Origin of the sequence: Paenibacillus sp. FSL R7-269 (assembly GCF_000517865.1) — a bacterium.
Classification (GTDB): Bacteria; Bacillota; Bacilli; order Paenibacillales; family Paenibacillaceae; genus Paenibacillus_AQ.
In genome coordinates, this window is sequence record NZ_ASPS01000013.1 from 24633 (window position 1) to 46956 (window position 22324).

At 47.2% G+C, this 22324-nt stretch carries 27 protein-coding genes; 25 read left to right on the top strand and 2 right to left on the bottom strand.

The genetic code is table 11. The annotated features are described in order from the left end of the window. Positions 1 to 353: 353 nt before the first annotated feature. From rpoB to tuf, 7 genes are all read left to right on the top strand, one after another. Positions 354 to 3899: a DNA-directed RNA polymerase subunit beta gene (rpoB, locus tag C162_RS05855; protein WP_036692364.1), complete on the top strand. Its 3546-nt coding sequence runs from the start codon at positions 354 to 356 to the stop codon at positions 3897 to 3899. Between the two features lie 113 nt (positions 3900 to 4012). Then, positions 4013 to 7624, top strand: a complete 3612-nt coding sequence (rpoC, locus tag C162_RS05860; protein ID WP_036692365.1) for a DNA-directed RNA polymerase subunit beta' — start codon at positions 4013 to 4015, stop codon at positions 7622 to 7624. A gap of 179 nt (positions 7625 to 7803) precedes the next feature. Then, complete coding sequence (locus tag C162_RS05865) at positions 7804 to 8055, top strand: ribosomal L7Ae/L30e/S12e/Gadd45 family protein (RefSeq protein WP_036692367.1); 252 nt, start codon at positions 7804 to 7806, stop codon at positions 8053 to 8055. 134 nt (positions 8056 to 8189) lie between these two features. Further along, the gene (rpsL, locus tag C162_RS05870; protein WP_036692370.1) at positions 8190 to 8609 is read left to right on the top strand and encodes a 30S ribosomal protein S12; all 420 of its coding nucleotides are present in this window, start codon (positions 8190 to 8192) and stop codon (positions 8607 to 8609) included. A gap of 45 nt (positions 8610 to 8654) precedes the next feature. Continuing rightward, positions 8655 to 9125 (top strand): 30S ribosomal protein S7, encoded by a 471-nt coding sequence (rpsG, locus tag C162_RS05875; RefSeq protein ID WP_020427074.1) that lies wholly within the window; start codon positions 8655 to 8657, stop codon positions 9123 to 9125. A 47-nt stretch (positions 9126 to 9172) separates the two neighbouring features. Next, positions 9173 to 11251, top strand: a complete 2079-nt coding sequence (fusA, locus tag C162_RS05880) for an elongation factor G (protein ID WP_036692374.1) — start codon at positions 9173 to 9175, stop codon at positions 11249 to 11251. Positions 11252 to 11360: 109 nt separating this feature from the next. After that, the gene (tuf, locus tag C162_RS05885; RefSeq protein WP_036692377.1) at positions 11361 to 12551 is read left to right on the top strand and encodes an elongation factor Tu; all 1191 of its coding nucleotides are present in this window, start codon (positions 11361 to 11363) and stop codon (positions 12549 to 12551) included. 92 nt (positions 12552 to 12643) lie between these two features. Here the strand turns inward: tuf and C162_RS05890 are convergent, their stop codons facing one another. Together C162_RS05890 and C162_RS05895 are read right to left on the bottom strand one after the other, a co-directional pair. Then, positions 12644 to 12985: a cupin domain-containing protein gene (locus C162_RS05890; RefSeq protein ID WP_036692379.1), complete on the bottom strand. Its 342-nt coding sequence runs from the start codon at positions 12983 to 12985 to the stop codon at positions 12644 to 12646. Positions 12986 to 13017: 32 nt separating this feature from the next. Next, a complete protein-coding gene (locus tag C162_RS05895) occupies positions 13018 to 13434 on the bottom strand; it encodes a V4R domain-containing protein (protein ID WP_235218362.1) in 417 nt (138 codons plus the stop codon). 194 nt (positions 13435 to 13628) lie between these two features. On the opposite strand from C162_RS05895, the gene C162_RS05900 reads away from it, so the two are divergent. From C162_RS05900 to rplF, 18 genes are all read left to right on the top strand, one after another. Continuing rightward, entirely contained in the window at positions 13629 to 14348 is a 720-nt protein-coding gene (locus C162_RS05900; RefSeq protein WP_036692383.1) for a Crp/Fnr family transcriptional regulator, read from the top strand. Positions 14349 to 14583: 235 nt separating this feature from the next. Further along, entirely contained in the window at positions 14584 to 14892 is a 309-nt protein-coding gene (gene rpsJ / locus C162_RS05905) for a 30S ribosomal protein S10 (protein WP_017692074.1), read from the top strand. A gap of 38 nt (positions 14893 to 14930) precedes the next feature. Continuing rightward, a complete protein-coding gene (rplC, locus tag C162_RS05910; RefSeq protein ID WP_036692386.1) occupies positions 14931 to 15554 on the top strand; it encodes a 50S ribosomal protein L3 in 624 nt (207 codons plus the stop codon). A 25-nt stretch (positions 15555 to 15579) separates the two neighbouring features. After that, positions 15580 to 16203: a 50S ribosomal protein L4 gene (gene rplD, locus C162_RS05915; protein ID WP_036692389.1), complete on the top strand. Its 624-nt coding sequence runs from the start codon at positions 15580 to 15582 to the stop codon at positions 16201 to 16203. Beyond that, a complete protein-coding gene (gene rplW / locus C162_RS05920; RefSeq protein WP_019908225.1) occupies positions 16203 to 16496 on the top strand; it encodes a 50S ribosomal protein L23 in 294 nt (97 codons plus the stop codon). Before rplD ends, rplW begins: the two co-directional genes overlap by 1 nt. Before the next feature lie 27 nt (positions 16497 to 16523). After that, on the top strand, positions 16524 to 17354 hold the full coding sequence (rplB, locus tag C162_RS05925; protein WP_036692392.1) for a 50S ribosomal protein L2: 831 nt from the start codon (positions 16524 to 16526) through the stop codon (positions 17352 to 17354). 77 nt (positions 17355 to 17431) lie between these two features. Next, positions 17432 to 17710 (top strand): 30S ribosomal protein S19, encoded by a 279-nt coding sequence (rpsS, locus tag C162_RS05930; protein WP_036692395.1) that lies wholly within the window; start codon positions 17432 to 17434, stop codon positions 17708 to 17710. Between the two features lie 31 nt (positions 17711 to 17741). Next, positions 17742 to 18074 carry a 50S ribosomal protein L22 gene (rplV, locus tag C162_RS05935; protein ID WP_019908228.1) on the top strand — a complete coding sequence of 111 codons (333 nt, stop codon included), beginning with the start codon at positions 17742 to 17744 and terminating at the stop codon, positions 18072 to 18074. 13 nt (positions 18075 to 18087) lie between these two features. Beyond that, positions 18088 to 18753, top strand: a complete 666-nt coding sequence (gene rpsC / locus C162_RS05940; RefSeq protein WP_036692398.1) for a 30S ribosomal protein S3 — start codon at positions 18088 to 18090, stop codon at positions 18751 to 18753. Positions 18754 to 18755: 2 nt separating this feature from the next. Continuing rightward, positions 18756 to 19190 (top strand): 50S ribosomal protein L16, encoded by a 435-nt coding sequence (gene rplP / locus C162_RS05945; protein ID WP_020427064.1) that lies wholly within the window; start codon positions 18756 to 18758, stop codon positions 19188 to 19190. After that, the gene (gene rpmC / locus C162_RS05950; protein WP_019908232.1) at positions 19180 to 19377 is read left to right on the top strand and encodes a 50S ribosomal protein L29; all 198 of its coding nucleotides are present in this window, start codon (positions 19180 to 19182) and stop codon (positions 19375 to 19377) included. The genes rplP and rpmC overlap by 11 nt, the downstream gene beginning before the upstream one ends. Positions 19378 to 19420: 43 nt before the next feature. Then, the gene (rpsQ, locus tag C162_RS05955; RefSeq protein ID WP_036692400.1) at positions 19421 to 19687 is read left to right on the top strand and encodes a 30S ribosomal protein S17; all 267 of its coding nucleotides are present in this window, start codon (positions 19421 to 19423) and stop codon (positions 19685 to 19687) included. Positions 19688 to 19727: 40 nt separating this feature from the next. Further along, complete coding sequence (rplN, locus tag C162_RS05960) at positions 19728 to 20096, top strand: 50S ribosomal protein L14 (protein WP_036680556.1); 369 nt, start codon at positions 19728 to 19730, stop codon at positions 20094 to 20096. Positions 20097 to 20152: 56 nt separating this feature from the next. Continuing rightward, positions 20153 to 20506: a 50S ribosomal protein L24 gene (rplX, locus tag C162_RS05965; RefSeq protein ID WP_019908235.1), complete on the top strand. Its 354-nt coding sequence runs from the start codon at positions 20153 to 20155 to the stop codon at positions 20504 to 20506. Positions 20507 to 20536: 30 nt separating this feature from the next. Further along, positions 20537 to 21079 (top strand): 50S ribosomal protein L5, encoded by a 543-nt coding sequence (gene rplE / locus C162_RS05970; RefSeq protein WP_036692402.1) that lies wholly within the window; start codon positions 20537 to 20539, stop codon positions 21077 to 21079. Between the two features lie 44 nt (positions 21080 to 21123). Continuing rightward, positions 21124 to 21309 (top strand): type Z 30S ribosomal protein S14, encoded by a 186-nt coding sequence (locus C162_RS35255; protein ID WP_036589425.1) that lies wholly within the window; start codon positions 21124 to 21126, stop codon positions 21307 to 21309. A gap of 32 nt (positions 21310 to 21341) precedes the next feature. Then, positions 21342 to 21740: a 30S ribosomal protein S8 gene (rpsH, locus tag C162_RS05975; protein WP_036692403.1), complete on the top strand. Its 399-nt coding sequence runs from the start codon at positions 21342 to 21344 to the stop codon at positions 21738 to 21740. Positions 21741 to 21770: 30 nt separating this feature from the next. Beyond that, a complete protein-coding gene (gene rplF / locus C162_RS05980; protein WP_036692405.1) occupies positions 21771 to 22313 on the top strand; it encodes a 50S ribosomal protein L6 in 543 nt (180 codons plus the stop codon). Positions 22314 to 22324 lie beyond the last annotated feature (11 nt).

The following is a 22324-nucleotide window of genomic DNA, read 5'->3' on the forward strand; positions in this document are numbered from 1 at the left end:
TGTCTTTAGTTTGCTGAAATGTCAAGTGATATATTGTCGCCCGGTAAGCGCATGCCGCACGGCAGGTTTTTGCGAATTCCGTTCTCTATGTTCCTGTCACGGCGAAGGTCGCCGGGGCAATAGATAATAGCGCATGATCTGTAGCCAGGTGACGTATAATACGCACGTTTTGGGCAAATCTACTGGATAAGGAGTATTTTGGCCGTGAATAGATGTGCTCTTTTTTCGAAAGATTTCGATAAGGGGCTTTTCTGTATTTATGGCTGAATCCTTCTGTTATGGTTCCATTATACGGGTCCAAACAAGGGTTCGCAATCAATTTTTAAGTGAGTAGACATGAGGGGTGAGTAAAGTTGGCAGGACATCTTGTTCAGTATGGTCGACGCACTCGGCGGAGCTATGCGAGAATTAACGAGGTACTCGAGGTCCCGAACCTGATCGAGATCCAACAAAAATCTTATGATTGGTTTTTGGAGGAAGGATTGCGGGAAATGTTCCAGGACATCTCGCCGATCCAGGATTTCACAGGGAATTTGGTACTAGAGTTCATTGATTACAGCCTGGGTGAACCGAAGTACACGGTTGACGACGCTAAAGAGCGGGACGTAACATATGCAGCTCCTCTGCGTGTGAAGGTGCGTCTCATCAATAAGGAGACCGGTGAGGTTAAAGAGCAGGAAGTGTTCATGGGAGATTTCCCTCTGATGACGGAAACCGGCACTTTTATTATCAATGGTGCAGAACGGGTTATTGTCAGCCAGTTGGTTCGCTCTCCAAGCGTCTATTTCAGCACAAAAGTGGATAAGAACGGCAAAAAAACTTACACCGCCACAGTAATTCCGAATCGCGGAGCCTGGCTGGAGCTTGAGACCGACGCTAAGGACATCATGTATGTCCGTATCGACCGGACTCGTAAGATCCCGGTAACAGTCCTCTTGCGTGCTCTGGGCTTCGGCAGTGATGCTGAAATCCTGGAACTGCTTGGCAATGATGAATATATTCGCAATACGCTGGATAAAGACAACACGGATTCAACGGAGAAGGCGCTTATTGAAATCTACGAGCGTCTGCGTCCGGGCGAACCACCTACACTTGATAATGCCAAGAGCTTACTGGTCGCGCGTTTCTTTGACCCGAAACGTTATGATTTGGCCAATGTAGGCCGATACAAAATCAATAAAAAGCTGCATATTAAGAATCGTCTGTTCAATCAGCGTCTGGCACAGCCTTTGGTTGATGAGTCTACTGGAGAAATCCTGGCAGAATCCGGCCAAATGGTGGACCGCCGCCTGCTTGATGAGCTGATTCCTTATTTCGAGAAGAGTATGGCTGCCAAAAACTACCGTGTAACCGGTGGGGTAATGGACAGCGAAGACATTCCGCTTCAGACGATTGATGTATTCTCACCAATCGAAGAGGGTCGTATCATTAAGCTGATTGCCAATGGCAACATTGATAAATCGGTTAAGCACATTACTCAGGCTGATATTATATCCTCAATCAGCTACTTTATTAATTTGCTGCATGGTATCGGCAACACGGATGATATTGACCACCTGGGTAACCGCCGTCTGCGTTCTGTGGGTGAGCTTCTGCAGAATCAGTTCCGTATCGGTCTATCCCGGATGGAGCGCGTAGTCCGCGAGAGAATGTCGATTCAGGATGCCAATGCGATTACACCGCAGGCACTGATCAACATCCGTCCGGTCATCGCGTCCATCAAAGAGTTCTTCGGCAGCTCGCAGCTGTCCCAGTTCATGGACCAGACGAACCCGCTTGCCGAGCTTACGCATAAGCGCCGTCTGTCTGCACTCGGACCCGGCGGTCTGACTCGTGAACGCGCAGGCTTTGAAGTCCGCGACGTCCATCACAGTCACTATGGCCGTATGTGTCCTATCGAGACTCCGGAAGGTCCGAATATCGGCCTGATCAACTCCTTGTCCACCTTCGCCCGCATCAATGAATACGGCTTTATTGAAGCTCCGTATCGTTGGGTGGATCCGAAGACCGGTAAGGTAACTGAGCAAATCGATTATCTGACTGCCGATGAAGAAGATAACTATGTAGTTGCACAGGCGAATGTACTGATCGATGAAGAGGGCTCCTTCAAGGAAGACCAGGTTATCGTTCGTTACAACAAGGATTCAGACAACATCACTACCATGCCTAGCAACCGCGTAGACTACATGGACGTTTCGCCAAAACAGGTCGTATCCGTCGCAACGGCGCTCATTCCGTTCCTTGAGAACGATGACTCCAACCGCGCACTGATGGGATCTAACATGCAGCGTCAGGCCGTTCCACTTCTTATTCCTAAGGCTCCGCTTGTAGGGACAGGGATGGAGCATAAGTCTGCTAAAGACTCCGGCGTATGTATTGTCTCCAAATATGACGGTATTATCGAACGCTCCTCTGCCAATGAAATCTGGCTGCGCCGTGTTGAGGCAGTTGAAGGCAAGGAAGTCAAAGGCGATATCGTTAAATATAAATTACACAAATTCATGCGTTCGAACCAGGGTACCTGTATTAATCAGCGTCCACTGGCCAAACGTGGGGATATCGTCAAAAAAGGTGACATCCTGGCAGACGGACCTTCCACAGAAATGGGCGAACTTGCGCTTGGCCGCAACGTAGTCGTTGCATTCATGACTTGGGAAGGCTACAACTACGAGGATGCGATCCTGCTGAGTGAGAAGCTGGTTAAGGAAGATGTATACACTTCGATTCATATCGAGGAATACGAATCCGAAGCTCGTGATACAAAGCTCGGACCTGAAGAGATCACGCGTGATATTCCTAACGTCGGTGAAGAGGCGCTCCGCAATTTGGATGAGCGCGGAATTATCCGTATCGGTGCGGAAATCAATGCCGGCGATATTCTGGTAGGTAAGGTTACTCCTAAGGGTGTAACTGAGTTGACTGCTGAAGAACGCCTGCTGCACGCGATCTTCGGTGAGAAAGCCCGTGAAGTTCGTGATACCTCTCTGCGCGTTCCACATGGTAGTGATGGTATTGTCGTTGACGTAAAAGTATTCACTCGCGAGAACGGCGATGAGTTGCCTCCTGGTGTGAATCAACTGGTTCGTGTCTATATTGCCCAGAAGCGTAAGATTTCTGAAGGTGATAAGATGGCCGGACGTCACGGTAACAAGGGTGTCGTTGCCCGTATTCTGCCAGAAGAAGACATGCCGTTCCTTCCGGATGGCACGCCGGTACAGGTTGTCCTGAATCCGCTGGGCGTTCCTTCCCGTATGAACATCGGACAGGTGCTGGAAGTCCATATTGGTATGGCTGCACTGCGTCTGGGTATCCACGTAGCTACTCCGGTATTCGACGGAGCCCGTGAGTATGACGTGTTCGATACGATGGAAGAAGCCGGTATGCAGCGTAATGGTAAGACCATACTGTATGACGGACGTACAGGTGAACGCTTCGAACGTGAGGTTACAGTCGGTGTCATGCATATGATCAAGCTGGCGCACATGGTTGATGATAAGATCCATGCCCGTTCTACAGGTCCTTACTCCCTAGTTACACAACAGCCACTGGGCGGTAAAGCTCAGTTCGGCGGACAGCGTTTCGGGGAAATGGAAGTATGGGCGCTTGAAGCTTACGGTGCGGCTTATACACTGCAAGAGATTTTGACTGTGAAGTCCGATGATGTGGTCGGTCGTGTGAAAACGTACGAATCCATTGTCAAAGGCGAAAACGTTCCAGAACCGGGTGTTCCGGAATCATTCAAAGTATTGATCAAGGAACTGCAGTCGCTTGGTATGGACGTCAAAATCCTTAGCGGTGACGAGCAGGAGATTGAGATGAGAGAACTGGATGATGAGGACGAGACGTCAGGCGACAAGCTGAGCCTCAATTTGGAAGGCACAGAAGTCGGCATAGAGTAGTTCACCAGCAAGCCACTAATTTCATTATACAAAAGGACCCGCCCTCTGTTGACTTAAGCGTCAAGAGAGGGCTGTGGTACTAAATCAGGATATAGGTTAAGGAGGGTTGCTCCTTGTTGGACGTTAACAATTTTGAATTTATGAAAATCGGGCTCGCTTCCCCGGAAAAAATTCGTTCTTGGTCCCGCGGAGAAGTTAAAAAACCGGAAACCATTAACTATCGTACATTGAAACCGGAAAAAGAGGGTCTCTTTTGCGAACGTATTTTTGGACCGCAAAAGGACTGGGAATGTCATTGTGGTAAATACAAACGCGTTCGTTATAAGGGCGTTGTGTGTGACCGCTGCGGCGTGGAGGTTACCCGTGCTAAAGTTCGTCGTGAACGTATGGGCCACATCGAATTGGCAGCTCCGGTATCTCATATCTGGTATTTCAAAGGTATTCCAAGTCGTATGGGTCTGGCACTGGATATGTCTCCTAGATCGCTCGAAGAGATTATCTACTTTGCATCTTATGTTGTAACCGATCCGGGGGAAACTCCACTGGAGAAGAAACAATTGCTGTCCGAGAAAGAATACCGCAGCTACCGTGAGAAATATGGCTACGGATTCCAGGCTGGCATGGGTGCGGAAGCCGTCAAAAAGCTGCTTCAGGATATCGATATCGATAAAGAGCTGGAATTCCTCAAAGAAGAGCTGCGTACTGCTCAAGGCCAGCGACGTAACCGGGCGATCAAACGTCTGGAAGTCATTGAAGCCTTCCGCAACTCCGGTAACAAGCCTGACTGGATGATCATGGATGTACTCCCGGTTATACCGCCGGAGCTTCGTCCCATGGTTCAGCTGGATGGCGGCCGGTTTGCTACGTCTGACCTTAATGACCTGTACCGGCGTGTAATTAACCGGAACAACCGTCTGAAAAGATTGCTGGATCTTGGTGCTCCTGACATTATCGTTCAGAATGAGAAACGGATGCTTCAGGAAGCAGTAGATGCCCTGATTGACAACGGCCGCCGCGGCCGTCCTGTAACGGGACCTGGTAACCGTCCGCTCAAATCGCTCAGCCATATGCTGAAAGGTAAACAGGGACGTTTCCGCCAGAACTTGCTCGGTAAGCGTGTCGACTATTCCGGCCGTTCGGTTATCGTAGTAGGTCCTTACCTGAAGATGTACCAATGCGGTCTTCCGAAGAAGATGGCACTGGAGCTGTTCAAACCGTTTGTAATGAAAGAATTGGTTAACAAAGGGCTTGCCCATAACATAAAGAGCGCGAAGCGTAAGGTAGAGCGCGTAAGTCCAGAAGTCTGGGATGTGCTTGAAGAAGTAATCAGAGAGCATCCGGTTCTGCTGAACCGTGCTCCCACGCTGCACAGACTGGGTATCCAGGCGTTTGAGCCGATTCTAGTAGAAGGCCACGCGATCCGTCTTCACCCGCTTGTATGTACGGCTTACAATGCCGACTTTGACGGTGACCAGATGGCGGTTCACGTTCCTCTGTCCGCTGAAGCTCAAGCTGAAGCCCGTATTCTCATGCTGGCATCTGGTAACATCTTGAACCCTAAGGATGGTAAGCCGGTTGTTACTCCTTCTCAGGATATGGTCCTTGGTACGTTCTATCTGACCATGGATAACAATGAAGAAAAAGGAACAGGTATGATTTTGCGTACTGTGAACGAAGCGGTCTCCGCTTATCAGCGTGGAACTGCCGGTCTGCATGCGCGTGTTGCTATTCCAGCTAAAGCTCTGGGCAAAACCTGCTTCACAGAAGCGCAGCAAAATGCTTTGCTGATCACTACGGTGGGAAAGATTATCTTCAACGAAATCTATCCTAGCAGCTTCCCGTATATCAACGAAGCGACCAAAACCAACCTGCTGCAGGGAACACCTGAAAAGTACTTTATCTATGAAAAGGGTGCGGATGTCCGCGAACTGATCATGGCTGCTCCGGAAGCCAGCGCTGTAGGTAAAGAATATCTGGGCCTCATTATCGCCCGCTGCTTTGAGACATATCACACTACCAAGACCTCAGTAATTCTGGATAAAATTAAGCAACTCGGCTTTACGTACTCTACTCGTTCCGGTGTTACGGTTGCCGTATCGGATGTTATCGTGCCTGAGGAAAAAGTCACCATTCTTAAAGAATCCGAAGCTAAGGTTGATGTAGTTGCAAACCAATACCGCCGCGGTCTGATCACCAATGATGAGCGGTATGACCGTGTTATCGAAATTTGGTCAAAGACTAAGGATGAGCTTACTAACGTGCTGCTCAAATCGATGGACCGTTTCAACTCTATCATGCTTATGGTGGATTCCAAGGCGCGTGGTAACAAATCGCAGATCACTCAGCTCGGTGGTATGCGTGGTCTGATGGCCACACCTTCGGGCCGAATCTTTGAATTGCCAATCAAAGCAAACTTCCGTGAAGGGCTGACCGTCCTCGAGTACTTTATCTCTACTCACGGAGCGCGTAAAGGTCTGGCCGATACAGCGCTGCGTACAGCGGATTCCGGGTACTTGACACGCCGTCTGGTTGATGTGGCGCAGGATGTTATTGTCCGCGAAGAAGATTGTGGTACCGATAAAGGCTTCACTGTCAGCCGGATTCAAGATGGTAAGGAAGTTATCGAGGATCTGTACGACCGTATTGAAGGCCGTTACTCCTTTGAGACTATCCGTCATCCGGAAACGAAGGAAATCATCGTTCATCGTAACGATCTGATTGATTCGGATAAGGCTGAAGAGATCGTGAACGCCGGCATTACCAAGCTGCAGATCCGCTCTGTACTGAGCTGCCGTGCCCGTCACGGTGTCTGCAAGAAGTGCTACGGGCGTAACCTGGCAACAGGTAAGTTCGTGGAAATCGGGGAAGCTGTCGGTATTATCGCGGCACAATCCATTGGTGAACCAGGAACACAGCTTACCATGCGTACGTTCCATACCGGTGGTGTTGCCGGAGACGATATCACGCAAGGTTTGCCGCGTATCCAGGAGCTGTTTGAAGCCCGTAACCCTAAAGGTCAGGCAACAATCAGTGAGATTGACGGGGTAGTTAAGGAAATCCGTGAAACCAAGGACCGCCGTGAAATTGAAGTCCAGGGGGAAGCAGAGTCCAAGACGTATTCCATCACTTACGGCTCCCGTCTGCGTGTCAGCGAAGGCCAGGAGATTGAGGCCGGCGATGAATTGACAGACGGTTCCATTGACCCTAAAGAAATGCTGCGTATCAAAGGGATTCGCGGGGTACAGAACTACATTCTGCAAGAAGTGCAGCGTGTATACCGTAACCAGGGCGTTGAAATTAATGATAAGCACATTGAAGTTATGATTAAGCAGATGCTGCGCAAAATCCGCATTATTGATGCCGGAGATACCAATCTCCTGCCGGGTGCGTTTGCTGATATCCATGAATATGAAGCAGCTAACAAGGAAGCCATTCTTGCCGGTAATGAACCTGCAGTTGCCAAGCCGGTACTGCTCGGGATTACCAAGGCTTCCCTGGAAACGGACTCCTTCCTGTCTGCGGCTTCCTTCCAGGAAACTACCCGCGTCTTAACGGATGCAGCTATCAAGGGTAAAGTGGATAAGCTCCTGGGTCTGAAAGAAAATGTTATCATCGGTAAGCTGATTCCTGCAGGTACTGGCATGAATCGTTATCGCAATGTGAAGCTCAGTGACCCAAATGCTGAAAGCAGTGAAGAAGCTTTAGAGCCGGTTCCGGCTGAATAATTAAATACTCATGGCAAGCAGTATTCGCGTCACGCAGAATTTTGCGTGACGCGGCTGTCTGCTGTGATTATTAATAAATTTATTGTCGATATTCTTGACATCATGTACTGTGGATGCTAAAATGTCTAAGGTGCGTGAGTAGTCTTGTCATTCTTATTCAGCGGAGGTAATGTTTTTTCATGACTGATGATAGAGGGTTACAGGATGCTCAGGTCAAGATCGGTTCCAAGCAAACCGTCAAGGCGGTGGAGTTGGGCCAAGCCGCAGAAGTCTATGTGGCAGAGGACGGAGATCAACGGCTTACTTCCAGAATTGTAATGCTTTGCAACAAACAAGGTGTGAAGGTCACATATGTGGACACGATGCTGAATTTGGGCAAGGCCTGCGGTATAGAAGTTGGTGCTGCGATGGCAGCCGTCTTAAAACAATAGCAGCAAGAGAACGTTTTTGTACCGGGGTACACTTCGGCAGCAAGGACTTTTCATTTGTCTTTTTATGAACCACCTGGGTCTGTGGACTTAGTGTTTGTAAATTGACTATCATTTCGGGAAGGGGGTGGCACAACATGCCAACTATTAATCAACTGGTTCGTAAAGGCCGTCAAGCCAAAATCGAAAAATCCAAATCTCCCGCTCTTCAAAAAGGGTACAACGCCCTCAAGCGTGAGGCTACAAATTTGAGCGCTCCGCAGAAACGCGGTGTATGCACTCGTGTAGGCACAATGACTCCACGTAAACCAAACTCAGCACTTCGTAAGTATGCCCGTGTTCGTCTGACGAACCGTCTTGAGGTGACTGCTTACATTCCGGGTATCGGACACAACCTTCAAGAGCACAGTGTAGTATTGCTGCGCGGAGGTAAAGTTAAGGACCTTGCAGGAGTTCGTTACCACATCGTTCGTGGTGCACTGGATACTGCAGGTGTTGCTAACCGGATGCAGGCTCGCTCCAAGTATGGTGCGAAACGTCCTAAAGTCAAGAAATAAGATGAGCTTATCAGAATAATAACCATATAAGAAAGGGGGATATCCATGCCACGCAAAGGTCCAGTTACTAAAAGAGATGTATTGCCAGATCCATTGTATAATAGCAAGTTGGTTACTCGTTTGATCAACCGTATTATGCTGGGTGGTAAAAGAGGTGTCGCTCAAAGCATTTTGTACAATTCGTTCAAGTTGATTCAAGAACGTACAGGTAAAGAGCCGATGGAGGTTTTCGAAGCAGCCATCAAGAATATCATGCCTGTATTGGAAGTTAAAGCTCGTCGTGTCGGCGGTGCTAACTACCAAGTACCTATTGAGGTTAAACCTGAAAGACGTACTGCTTTGGGATTACGTTGGCTTGTAAACTACTCACGCAACCGCGGTGAGAAGACTATGGAAGAGCGTTTGGCGGCTGAGATTATCGATGCTTCCAACAACACAGGCGCTTCCGTTAAGAAACGTGAAGATACACACAAAATGGCTGAAGCGAACAAAGCGTTTGCTCACTACCGCTGGTAGGATTGCAGTCGTTCAAATAACTTCTATTTTGAAAGGAGATCCATTTCATGGCAAGAGAGTTCTCCTTAAAAAATACACGTAATATCGGGATCATGGCACATATTGATGCTGGTAAGACTACTACCACAGAGCGGATTCTTTTCTACTCAGGCCGTACGCACAAAATCGGTGAAGTTCACGAAGGTGCTGCTACAATGGACTGGATGGAGCAAGAACAGGAGCGCGGAATTACGATTACTTCCGCTGCTACCACCGCTGCTTGGAAGGGTAACCGCGTTAATATCATTGATACCCCAGGACACGTTGACTTCACCGTTGAAGTTGAACGTTCCTTGCGTGTATTGGATGGGGCAGTAGGCGTGTTTAGCGCCAAAGAGGGTGTTGAACCTCAGTCCGAAACTGTTTGGAGACAAGCTGACCGTTATAGTGTTCCGCGGATCGCCTATGTTAACAAAATGGATATTATCGGTGCTGATTTCCTTAATGTAATTGATTCTATGCGTGATCGTTTGATGGCGAATGCAGTTGCTATTCAATTGCCGATCGGCGCAGAGAATGACTTCATTGGTATTATTGACCTGATCGAGCAAAAAGCTCACATGTTTAAGGATGATCTGGGTCAAAACATTGAAGTTACGGATATTCCGGCTGAGTACCTTCCGAAGGTTGAGGAACTTCGTCTTGAGTTGATCGAGAAAGTTGCTGAACTTGACGAAGAACTTACTATGAAGTACCTTGAAGGCGAAGAACTAACAATCCCAGAAATCAAAGCTGCATTGCGCAAAGGCGTATGTGAAGTTAAGATTTTCCCTGTAATTGTTGGGTCCTCTTATCGTAACAAAGGGGTTCAACTTATGTTGGACGCTGTTGTAGATTACTTGCCATCGCCTCTTGATGTACCAGCTATTGTTGGTCATCATGATGATGGAACTGAAGGGGTTCGCCATTCTTCGGATGAAGAGCCTTTCTCAGCTTTGGCATTTAAAATCATGACAGACCCTTATGTGGGCAAACTTACGTTCTTCCGTGTTTACTCTGGTGTTCTGGAGTCCGGATCATACGTAGTCAATGCTACTAAGAACAAACGTGAGCGTATCGGCCGTATTCTACAAATGCATGCGAACAGCCGCCAAGAGATTTCCATCGTGTACTCTGGTGACATTGCTGCTGCAGTAGGATTGAAAGATACTAGCACGGGCGATACTCTGTGTGATGAGAAGAATCCAATTATCTTGGAATCCATGAACTTCCCTGATCCGGTTATCGAAATTGCTGTTGAACCAAAAACCAAAGCCGACCAAGATAAATTGGGCGTTGCTCTCGGTAAGCTGACCGAAGAAGATCCAACTCTTCGTGCTCATACTGATGAAGAAACTGGCCAAACTATCCTGGCAGGTATGGGCGAACTTCACTTGGATATTATCATTGATCGTATGCGCCGTGAATTCCACGTTGAAACTAACGTTGGTAAACCACAGGTTGCTTATCGTGAAACATTCAATGCGCCTGCTCGCGTCGAAGGTAAATTCGTTCGTCAATCCGGCGGACGTGGTCAATACGGTCATGTATGGGTTGAATTCGAACCTCTCGAGGCTGGTACTGGCAACCAATTCGAAAGTAAAGTAGTCGGCGGTTCTGTACCTAGAGAATATGTCGCTCCTGCACTTGCGGGTATTGAAGAAGCTATGAAAAATGGTGTTATCGCAGGCTTCCCGCTTGTTGATGTTAAAGCCACTATCGTAGATGGTTCTTATCATGATGTTGACTCCAATGAAATGGCGTTTAAAGTTGCCGGATCATTGGCACTTAAGGCTGCAAAAGACAAGTGTAAACCTGTCCTGCTTGAGCCAATCATGAAAGTGGAAGTAACTGTTCCTGAGGAGTATATGGGCGATGTTATGGGGATGCTTAGTTCCCGTCGCGGTAAGATCGAAGGTATGGACTCCCGTGGTGGAGCTCAGATTATCCGGTCTAAGGTGCCTCTCTCCGAAATGTTCGGTTACTCTACAACACTTCGTTCCGGTACTCAAGGACGCGGCGTATTCTCAATGGAGCTTTCTCACTATGAAGAAGTTCCAAGAAGTATTGCAGAAGAAATCGCAGCCAAGAATAAAGGCGGAGAATAATTTAGAGTTTTTAACTTGCCGTCCGAGTATACCACTTAAGTCATCTTAGAATTGAAAATAGGCGGACGGCTCAAATATATGGACCCCACAATAAGGAGGAACTGTTCAAATGGCAAAGGCAAAGTTTGAACGTAACAAACCGCACGTTAACATTGGTACTATTGGTCACGTCGACCATGGTAAAACAACTCTTACTGCTGCAATCACAACTGTATTGTCCAAAAAATACGGTGGTGCTGCTGTAGCATTCGACCAAATTGATAAGGCTCCTGAAGAACGCGAACGCGGTATCACTATCTCCACGGCTCACGTTGAATATGAAACTCCTAACCGTCACTACGCTCACGTAGACTGCCCTGGACACGCCGACTATGTTAAAAACATGATCACTGGCGCAGCGCAAATGGACGGAGCAATCCTGGTTGTATCCGCAGCTGATGGCCCTATGCCACAGACTCGTGAACACATCCTGCTGTCCCGTCAAGTAGGCGTTCCTTACATCGTTGTATTCCTGAACAAATGCGACATGGTTGAGGACGAAGAGTTGCTTGAATTGGTTGAAATGGAAGTTCGCGATCTGCTTAGCGAATACGACTTCCCAGGCGATGATACTCCAATCGTCCGTGGATCTGCTCGTGAAGCTCTGCAGAACCCTGATGGCGAGTATGCACAGAAGATCGTTGAAATGTTCGAAACGATCGACACATATATCCCACTTCCTGAACGTCAGACTGACAAGCCTTTCTTGATGCCTGTAGAAGATGTATTCTCCATCACTGGCCGCGGTACTGTGGCAACTGGTCGCGTAGAACGCGGAACAGTTAAAGTCGGAGAAGAAATCGAAATCGTTGGTATTCACGAAGAAACTAAGAAGTCTGTAGTTACTGGCGTGGAAATGTTCCGTAAATTGCTTGATTCTGCTCAAGCTGGCGACAACATCGGCGCATTGTTGCGTGGTGTTGACCGTAACATGATCGAGCGCGGCCAAGTATTGGCTAAGCCGAACTCCGTTAAGCCACACACTGAGTTCACTGCTCAGATCTACGTTCTGACTAAAGAAGAAGGCGGACGTCACAAACCATTCTTCACTGGTTACCGTCCACAGTTCTACTTCCGTACAACTGACGTAACTGGTATCATCAACCTGCCAGAAGGTACTGAAATGGTTATGCCTGGTGACAACATCACTGTAACTGTTTCCCTGATCTCCCCAATCGCTATTGAAGAAGGTACTAAATTCTCCATTCGCGAAGGCGGACGTACAGTTGGTGCCGGTTCCGTAGCTTCCATCCAGAAATAATTCAGGCTCTATCCGTTAGGATAGACTGAATATAAGTCAGGCCCCCTTCATTTGAAGGGGGCCTGTTTTATTTTTATAGCATGGCCGATGAATTAGATTTCCTTCGCGTATTCCGCACTTGGCAGCTTGGATAGAACGACATGCAGGCTGGACGGGGATGAAGTATTATTCGTATAAGCGAATGACTCGTCACCGGCAATGTAGATGGTCTCTCCTTGGATGAAGGGGAACTCTTCCTCATTAACATGAATGGCACCATCACCGTGTAAGGCGAGGATATAGACATCTGCTCCGGGGTGCTTGTGAATGGGCAGCTTTTGCCCAGGCATGAAGTTTAGCACGAATACAACACTATCCCCTTTTTGGAAAATGATTTTTTTGGTAAAGCGCTCCTCTTGATACTGTACTGCCTCAGCTAATGTTTTCTTTTCCATTATAAATCCCTGCTTTCATTAAAATGTATTGTTTAAAGCTTAACTTCATACTCGCAGTGTTCATGACCGGTGACATTACATTTGATCTCCTTCACTGAAACCTTACGGCCGAGAATTCTGCATAGAGCACCTTCAATGATAGCTCCCTCTAGATCACAGACCATTCTTTCATCTTCAAGCGAAGGTAATCCTTTGCAGAAGCAATCGTCAACAACAATATTAATCCTGCGCTCATCAGAATGAACAATCCGGGGAATTCCGATTTTGAGCTCTTCAAAGATCTGCAGCAGCTCTTCCACGGAATGGACAGGCAGGCTCTCACCAATCTTTCTGCCTATGGTAACAGTCGTTCCCTTTCCGCCTAACGGCAATCCCTGGTTCATTCCAATTAGACGGATGGTCCGGAATAGTTCAAGGGGGACCATATTACCCAGAGTTGTTCTATTCATCTGGCGCATATCCTCAAAAGTGTATTGCAGCAAGCCCATCAACTCCTTTTCTCTCTATGTACCTATTGTATAGATAGCAGGCACCTTAATCCTTGATATAGGTCAAGTTTTATGAAAATCTGTGCGTCCAGTCACCTGGCAGCGCTTTGATCATTGATATGGTGGGATAAGCGACAGTAGAGGAGGAAGGATGTATGGATTGTAATACGTGCAGCTCTCATGCCTGTGTGCGCCAGGTTCCGGTATTCAGGAGCTTATCCGATGAAGAATTGGTTATCATAGAATCAATCACAGAATCCCATTCATATAAAAAGGGCAGCCAGGTCTGCAGAGAAGGAGAGCCGTCTGAAGCCTTATATGTGGTGAAGAGCGGTCTTATCAAACTGACGAAGAACAGTAAAGAAGGTAAGCAGCATATTGTCCGCTTTCTTTTTCCAGGGGATTATTTCGGACAGTTTGCCCTTCTTCATAATAAAAATAATGATGTAACGGCGGAGATTATTGAGAGCGGAGTGGTCTGCCGGATGCACCGGAAGGATTTCATTCCCCTCTTGGAGCAAAATGCGAGCCTGGCGTTCAGTTTTCTAATGTCTGTTAGTGAGCAATTGCATTTGGCGGAAGAAGCGGCAGGGGCACTTCATATGTTTGAAGTGGAAAAACGGTTAGCCCGACTTCTGGTCTACTTGTACACAAAGAATCTACCAGATCCAGCTCTGACCATGCAAGCCTTGAGACATTCCGTGGATCTCCCGTCGGCACAAAAAGAAGTGGCGGCGATGCTCGGCACTACTGCCGAGACCCTAAGCCGTAAGCTGAACAAGCTGGAAGCGCTGAAGATCATCACTATGCATAAAAGAACCGTGAATATTCTGGAGATGGAGGCTCTAATTCAACTCGCAGAAATCAGTAATTAACAATTTTCAGATAAAAACGTTTTTTTAAAACTTTTTTTCTGGAAAAGGTGATTTGTTTTGCAATGGCTCTTGCAATATAGCCGCCTATTAGATATAATAATAAATGTTGTTCTGAGACGTTGCGATGATGTGAGAGGTTACTGACACACCCGGCCCCTTTGCCATGAGGTCGACGTCAGAAAATTTTCACGGAGTATGTCCGATAATAAATTGGGCGATAGAAGGAGGGACTAAAATGGCAAAGCAAAAAATTCGTATTCGCTTGAAAGCATACGACCACAGAATTCTTGATCAATCCGCAGAGAAAATCGTTGAAACAGCAAAACGTTCGGGTGCTGGTGTATCCGGGCCGATTCCGCTGCCAACTGAGAAGCAAATCATTACCATTCTCCGTGCGGTACACAAGTACAAGGATTCCCGTGAACAGTTTGAACAGCGGACTCACAAACGTTTGATCGATATTGTGAACCCGACACCACAAACTGTGGATGCCTTGATGCGCTTGGATCTACCGTCCGGTGTAGATATCGAAATCAAATTGTAATTCATTAAGTAACTAGGAAAAGAAAAGAGGTGTCAACATTGAAAGGTATCTTAGGAAAAAAACTCGGTATGACTCAAGTGTTTACTCCAGAAGGTAACGTAATCGCGGTTTCTGTTATCGAAGCTGGACCTTGTGTGGTACTGCAAAAGAAAGACCTGAATATCGACGGATATGAAGCAGTGCAGTTGGGCTTTTCCGATAAAAAGGAAAGTCGCTCCAACAAGCCTGAACAGGGTCACGCCAAAAAGGCAAATGCAACACCTAAGCGCTACGTTCGCGAAATTCGCGGTGTTGACCTCGGGTCACTCGAGGTTGGACAAGAGCTTAAGGCTGACATTTTCGCTGAAGGCGAGTTTGTTGACGTAACAGGTACTTCGAAGGGTAAAGGCTTCCAGGGTAACATCAAACGCTGGGGACAAAGCCGCGGACCAATGGCACACGGATCGCGTTACCACAGAAGACCGGGCTCGATGGGTTCCATCCAGGCTAACCGTGTTCCTAAGGGCAAACGCCTCCCAGGACATATGGGTCACACTACCATAACGGTACAAAAGCTTGAAATCATCCGAGTTGACGTAGAACGTAATGTACTGCTGGTTAAAGGCGCTATTCCGGGCCCGAAAAACAGCTTCGTGAAAGTTAAACAAACCGTTAAGAAATAATTACTGAAGAAAGGAGGAACATGAAATGCCAAAAGTAACACTTTTCAATACTAGTGGTAACGAAGTTGGCGAAGTTGAACTGAGTGATTCAGTTTTCGGTATCGAACCGAATGTACATGTGCTGCATGAAGCTGCACTTATGCAAAGAGCTTCCCTTCGTCGCGGTACACACAAAGTAAAAGGACGCTCTGAAGTGCGTGGCGGCGGACGTAAACCTTGGAAACAAAAAGGTACAGGTCGTGCTCGTCAAGGCTCCATTCGTTCTCCACAATGGAAAGGCGGCGGCGTAGTCTTCGGACCAACACCACGCAGCTATTCCTGGAAATTGCCTAAGAAGGTTCGCCGGTTGGCCATCAAATCCGCGTTGTCCTCGAAAGTACTTGAGAATGACATTATCGTATTGGATAGCTTGACTCTGAATGCTCCGAAGACGAAAGAATTCGCGGCGATTCTGAACAACCTTAAAGTGGGCGGCAAAGCCCTGATCGTAGCTCCTGGCTATGATGACAATGTAGCACTTTCCGCTCGTAACATCCCTGGGGTGAAATTCGTAGCGGCTGACGGCATCAATGTTCTTGACGTACTGACGTACGACAAACTGATCATCACTAAAGAAGCAGTTCTGAAGGTAGAGGAGGTGTTCGCGTAATGAAAGATCCTCGTGATATAATTAAGCGTCCAGTGATTACGGAACGCACATCCGAATACATGAGCGAACTGAAGTACGCTTTTGAAGTGGATATCCGTGCTAACAAGACCGAAATCAAAAAAGCTGTCGAGGCTATTTTTAAAGTTAAAGTCGTTAGTGTGAACACAATGCGCGTGCCTGGTAAACTGAAACGTTATGGCAAATATTCCGGTTATACTCCGGAGTGGAAAAAAGCCATCGTGAAGCTTAGCCCAGACAGCAAGCCGCTTGAATTCTTTGAAGCGGTAGAATAATACTCTTAAAGTAAGGAGGAAACTATAGTGCCAATCAAAAAGTACAAACCGACCTCTCCGGCAAGACGTAACATGTCTGTGTCTACGTTTGAAGAAATCACAACAAACCAGCCAGAGAAATCGTTGCTGTCCCCGCTGTTCAAGCATGCCGGACGTAACAACCAAGGTAAGATTACGGTTCGTCACCATGGCGGCGGACACAAACGTAAATACCGTATCATTGACTTTAAACGGACTAAAGACGGCATACCAGGTAGCGTTGCTACAATCGAGTATGACCCGAACCGTACTTCCAATATTGCTTTGATCCACTATGCTGATGGAGAGAAACGTTATATCATCGCTCCTAAAGGCCTTAAAGTTGGGGATAAAGTTGAGTCCGGCCCTGCTGCGGATATCAAAATTGGTAACAGCCTTCCGCTGATCAATATCCCTGTAGGTACAGTTATCCACAATATCGAGTTGAAACCAGGTAAAGGCGGACAATTGGTTCGTGCTGCCGGTACTGAAGCTCAGTTGCTGGGTAAAGAAGATAAATACGTATCTGTTCGTTTGAACTCGGGTGAGGTTCGCAGAATCCTCAGCGTTTGCCGTGCGACTATCGGAGCCGTAGGTAACGGAGATCACGAACTGATCAAGATTGGTAAAGCCGGACGCAGCCGCTGGCTCGGACGTCGTCCTGAAGTACGCGGTGTTGTCATGAACCCTAACGATCACCCACACGGTGGTGGTGAAGGCCGCGCTCCAATCGGACGGAAATCGCCAATGTCACCTTGGGGCAAACCAACCCTCGGCTACAAAACGCGTAAGAAAAACAAAGCATCTGATAAATACATCGTTCGTCGCCGCACAAAATAAGACGCTTCAGGCAAGTTAGTTAAGCGCGAAGCGTCGATTCGCGGTTTTGAAGAACCGGATGAAGGGAGGATTCACACATGGGTCGCAGTTTAAAGAAGGGGCCGTTCATCGATGGCTACCTGCTGAAAAAAGTTGAGGATTTGAACGAGACAGACAAGAAAGTCGTAGTAAAAACCTGGTCCCGTCGCTCAACCATTTTCCCTCAGTTTATCGGACATACGTTTGGTGTATATGACGGCCGCAAACACGTGCCTGTATACGTAACGGAAGATATGGTAGGTCACAAGTTGGGCGAGTTCGCGCCAACACGTACTTACAAAGGCCACGCGGGTGACGATAAGAAAACCAGAAGATAATTAACGTCTTCGTTTGAGAGGAGGGAAAACAATGGAAGCAAAAGCACATGCAAGATCGGTGCGGATTTCCGCTCGTAAAGCGAAACTGGTTGTTGACTTGATTCGCGGCAAGCAAGTGGGGGAAGCAATTGCAATTCTTCGCCACACTCCGAAGTCCGCTTCTCCGGTTGTTGAGAAGCTACTGAACTCGGCGATAGCGAATGCTGAGCATAACTACTCTATGGACGTTAACAGCTTATTCGTAAGCGAAGTTTTCGTTAACCAGGGTCCTACAATGAAACGTTTCCGTCCGCGCGCCATGGGCCGCGCAAGCCGGATCAATAAACGTACCAGCCACATTACTTTGGTGGTATCTGAGAAATAAGGAGGGATAACACGTGGGTCAAAAGGTAAATCCAGTCGGACTCCGAGTCGGTATTATTCGCGACTGGGAATCAAAATGGTATGCAGGCAAAGATTTCGGTACTCTTTTAATGGAAGACGTTAAAATCCGGGAATACCTTAAAGGCAAGCTGAAAGATTCCTCTGTTTCCCGCATCGAGATCGAAAGAGCGGCAAACCGAGTGAACGTTACAATTCACACTGCCAAGCCAGGTATGGTAATTGGTAAAGGCGGAGCAGAAGTAGAAGTACTTCGCAGCGCAGTTACAGCTATCGCCGGCGGTAAGAAAGTACACATCAACATCAATGAAATCAAACACCCTGAACTGGATGCTATTCTTGTTGCTGAAAGCATTGCACAACAGCTGGAACGTCGCGTATCGTTCCGTCGTGCTCTGAAACAAGCGATTCAAAGAACAATGCGTTCCGGCGCAAAGGGAATTAAAACTCAGGTTGGCGGACGTCTTGGCGGCGCTGAGATTGCCCGTTCAGAAGGCTATAGCGAAGGAACAGTTCCACTTCATACGCTTCGTGCTGACATCGATTACGGAACAGCTGAAGCACATACAACTTACGGCCTTATCGGCGTAAAGGTATGGATTTATCGTGGAGAAGTTCTTCCCCCAGCTAAGAAACAAGCTGCTCAGGAAGGAGGCAACTAATCATGTTGGTACCAAAGCGCGTTAAACACCGCAAGCAACAACGCGGTCACATGAAGGGTATGGCAAAAGGCGGAACCGAACTCAACTTCGGCGAATTCGGTTTGCAGGCTCTGGAGCCATCTTGGATCACTAACCGTCAGATCGAAGCTGCTCGTATCGCAATGACACGTTACATCAAACGTGGCGGTCAGGTTTGGATCAAGATTTTCCCGGATAAGCCAATCACTCAGAAGCCTCTCGAGGTTCGTATGGGTAGTGGTAAAGGTAACGTTGAGAAGTGGGTAGCTGTAGTTAAACCGGGTAAGATTATGTTCGAACTCGGAGGCGTGTCGGAAGAAATCGCTCGCGAAGCGATGCGTCTTGCCGCTCACAAGCTGCCTGTAAAGACTAAGTTTGTGAAACGTGAAGAATTGGGTGGTGAAGCAAATGAAAGCTAATGAACTTCGCAACTTAACCACTGCTGAGATTGAACAGAAAATCGCCGGATTCAAGGAAGAACTTTTCAATCTCCGTTTCCAATTGGCAACAGGCCAACTGGACAACCCGACTCGGATTCGTGATGTGCGTAAGGAAATAGCTCGTGCTAAAACCGTTATCCATCAAAGAGTACTTGGGATTAGTTAAGTGACGGCGGATGCATAATCCGTAATCAGGAAGGAGGCTAATTATGAGCGAAGAGCGTAATGCACGTAAAGTGCTGATCGGTAAAGTAGTCAGCGACAAAATGGATAAAACCATCGTAATTGCTGTTGAAACCTATAAAAAGCACAATCTGTATCACAAACGCATCAAGTCCACGAAGAAATTCAAGGCACATGATGAAGAGAATGTAGCTAAAATTGGTGATGTCGTGAAAGTCATGGAAACTCGTCCATTGTCGAAGGACAAACGGTGGAGACTGGTTGAAGTGGTAGAAAAAGCGGTAATCATCTAAGACATGAAACACATCCCTTTCCGGAAGGAGGAAAATAATAATGATTCAACCATTTACACGTTTGCATGTGGCTGACAACTCTGGTGCGAAGGAACTGATGTGTATCCGCGTACTGGGTGGTACTGGACGCCGTACAGCAGCAATCGGCGATCTGATCGTTTGTTCCGTTAAACAAGCAACACCAGGCGGCGTTGTCAAAAAGGGTGATGTTGTTAGAGCGGTGGTTGTTCGTACAAAACGTTCGGTACGCCGTAAAGATGGATCTTACATCGCATTTGACGAAAATGCAGCTGTTGTTGTCAAAGACGACAGAAGCCCGCGCGGAACACGTATCTTCGGACCAGTTGCTCGCGAACTTCGCGACAAGGACTACATGAAGATCGTTTCCTTGGCACCGGAAGTAATCTAAAAAACTGAGTGATGCTCGGTTGTACTTGATAAGGTCAGTTATAGGAGGTGTAATCAATGCCTAGAGTTAAAAAAGTTCTGGAATCCCATAACAATAAACTGCACGTGAAAAAAGATGATGTGGTGCTTGTGATCAGCGGGAAAGACAAAGGTAAAAAAGGCCGTGTCATCGCTGCTTATCCTCGTGAAAACCGCGTCCTGGTAGAAGGCGTGAACATGGTGAAAAAACACCAAAAGCCTAACCAGTTGAATCCGCAAGGCGGAATCATCGAGCAGGAAGCTTCGATCCATGTGTCCAACGTAATGCACATTGATCCGAAGAGCGGGAAAGTTACGCGCATCGGCTATAAAGTACTAGATAACGGTAAGAAGGTTCGGGTAGCAAAAAGATCCGGAGAGATTATCGACTAATACAGTCCTAATGAAAGGAGGTAAATCTTCATGGCAGCAAGAATGAAAGAACGTTATCTGAATGAAATCACACCATCTTTGATGCAGAAATTTAACTACACAACAGTTATGCAAGTGCCTAAGATCGAGAAGATCGTCATCAACATGGGTGTGGGTGACGCTGTTCAAAACTCCAAAGTACTTGACGCTGCAGTTAATGACATGCAGTTGATCACTGGTCAAAAGCCAGTTATCACTAAAGCAAAGAAATCCATCGCCGGTTTCAAACTGCGCGAGAATATGCCGATTGGGGTTAAAGTAACACTGCGCGGCGAGCGTATGTATTACTTCCTGGATAAATTGATCAACGTAACGCTTCCCCGCGTTCGTGACTTCCGTGGTATTTCCAGCAAAGCCTTTGATGGCCGCGGTAACTACACACTGGGTCTTAAAGAACAATTGATCTTCCCGGAAATCGAGTATGACAAAGTGGATAAGGTTCGCGGTATGGACATCGTTATTGTAACGACTGCTAAGACGGACGAGGAATCCCGTGAGCTGCTGAATCAGCTGGGAATGCCTTTCACAAAATAAGAATCATCCATTTCTCCGAAAATGTTTAGGAGGTGTCAGTCTAAGTGGCAAAGACTTCAATGAAAGTTAAACAACAACGCGAGCCTAAGTTCAAAGTACGTGCATATACACGTTGCGAGCGTTGCGGTCGTCCACATTCGGTACTGCAAAAGTTCAAAATTTGCAGAATTTGTTTCCGTGAATTAGCTTATAAAGGCCAGATTCCTGGCGTGAAAAAAGCAAGTTGGTAAGAAGTTTATAAACGGGAAGGAGGTTTACACACATGACTATGTCTGATCCTATTGCAGATATGCTTACTCGTATTCGTAACGCCAACACTGTGCGTCACGAGACAGTAGAAATGCCTGCTTCTACTATGAAAAAACAAATCGCGGACATCTTGAAGCGTGAGGGCTTCATCCGTGATGCTGAATTCGTTGAAGATAGCAAACAAGGGATTATCCGTATTTTCCTGAAGTACGGCCCAAGCCAGGAGCGCGTTATCACTGGTCTGAAAAGAATCAGTAAACCAGGTCTTCGCGTATACACGAAGAGCAATGAAGTGCCTCGTGTACTCGGTGGCCTTGGAATCGCGATTATCTCCACATCTAAGGGAGTTATGACCGACAAAGAAGCTCGTCAATCTAAATCCGGCGGAGAAGTTGTCTGCTACATTTGGTAATAAACGTCACAAGATAAGGAGGTGCAACACATGTCTCGTATTGGTCGCAAACCAATCGCAGTACCTAGCGGTGTAGATGTCACTTTGGACAACACCGTTATTACAGTAAAAGGTCCTAAAGGCACTTTAACTCGTGAGCTTCATAAAGACATGAAGATTACAGTTGAAAATAACGAAATCACTGTTGTTCGCCCGTCGGACAACAAATTGCATCGTTCACTTCACGGCACAACCCGCTCCGTTGTCAACAACATGGTGAGTGGTGTGACTGAAGGTTTCTCGAAATCTCTGGAACTGGTTGGGGTCGGATATCGTGCAAGCAAATCCGGAGATAAAATCGTATTGAACGTTGGTTACTCCCACCCGGTTGAAATCACACCGGAAGCGGGTATCGAGTTCGATGTTCCTGCGAACACGAAGATCATCGTTAGAGGGATTGACAAAGAACGCGTTGGCGCTTATGCTGCCAAAATCCGTTCCGTACGTGAACCTGAACCATATAAAGGTAAAGGTATCAAATATGAAGGCGAGCGTATCATCCGCAAGGAAGGTAAAGCTGGTAAGAAGAAATAACCAGCTCTACC

Coding starts and splice junctions, on each gene's coding strand:
- rpmC (WP_019908232.1), top strand. CDS start 19,180: ATGAAAGCTAATGAACTTCGCAACTTAACCACTGCTGAGATTGAACAG.
- rpsH (WP_036692403.1), top strand. CDS start 21,342: ATGACTATGTCTGATCCTATTGCAGATATGCTTACTCGTATTCGTAAC.
- C162_RS05895 (WP_235218362.1), bottom strand. CDS start 13,434: ATGAATAGAACAACTCTGGGTAATATGGTCCCCCTTGAACTATTCCGG.
- tuf (WP_036692377.1), top strand. CDS start 11,361: ATGGCAAAGGCAAAGTTTGAACGTAACAAACCGCACGTTAACATTGGT.
- rplE (WP_036692402.1), top strand. CDS start 20,537: ATGGCAGCAAGAATGAAAGAACGTTATCTGAATGAAATCACACCATCT.
- rplF (WP_036692405.1), top strand. CDS start 21,771: ATGTCTCGTATTGGTCGCAAACCAATCGCAGTACCTAGCGGTGTAGAT.
- rplN (WP_036680556.1), top strand. CDS start 19,728: ATGATTCAACCATTTACACGTTTGCATGTGGCTGACAACTCTGGTGCG.
- rpsJ (WP_017692074.1), top strand. CDS start 14,584: ATGGCAAAGCAAAAAATTCGTATTCGCTTGAAAGCATACGACCACAGA.
- C162_RS05900 (WP_036692383.1), top strand. CDS start 13,629: ATGGATTGTAATACGTGCAGCTCTCATGCCTGTGTGCGCCAGGTTCCG.
- rplW (WP_019908225.1), top strand. CDS start 16,203: ATGAAAGATCCTCGTGATATAATTAAGCGTCCAGTGATTACGGAACGC.
- rpsS (WP_036692395.1), top strand. CDS start 17,432: ATGGGTCGCAGTTTAAAGAAGGGGCCGTTCATCGATGGCTACCTGCTG.
- rplD (WP_036692389.1), top strand. CDS start 15,580: ATGCCAAAAGTAACACTTTTCAATACTAGTGGTAACGAAGTTGGCGAA.
- rpsQ (WP_036692400.1), top strand. CDS start 19,421: ATGAGCGAAGAGCGTAATGCACGTAAAGTGCTGATCGGTAAAGTAGTC.
- rplV (WP_019908228.1), top strand. CDS start 17,742: ATGGAAGCAAAAGCACATGCAAGATCGGTGCGGATTTCCGCTCGTAAA.
- rpsL (WP_036692370.1), top strand. CDS start 8,190: ATGCCAACTATTAATCAACTGGTTCGTAAAGGCCGTCAAGCCAAAATC.
- C162_RS05865 (WP_036692367.1), top strand. CDS start 7,804: ATGACTGATGATAGAGGGTTACAGGATGCTCAGGTCAAGATCGGTTCC.
- rpsG (WP_020427074.1), top strand. CDS start 8,655: ATGCCACGCAAAGGTCCAGTTACTAAAAGAGATGTATTGCCAGATCCA.
- rplX (WP_019908235.1), top strand. CDS start 20,153: ATGCCTAGAGTTAAAAAAGTTCTGGAATCCCATAACAATAAACTGCAC.
- rplP (WP_020427064.1), top strand. CDS start 18,756: ATGTTGGTACCAAAGCGCGTTAAACACCGCAAGCAACAACGCGGTCAC.
- C162_RS05890 (WP_036692379.1), bottom strand. CDS start 12,985: ATGGAAAAGAAAACATTAGCTGAGGCAGTACAGTATCAAGAGGAGCGC.
- fusA (WP_036692374.1), top strand. CDS start 9,173: ATGGCAAGAGAGTTCTCCTTAAAAAATACACGTAATATCGGGATCATG.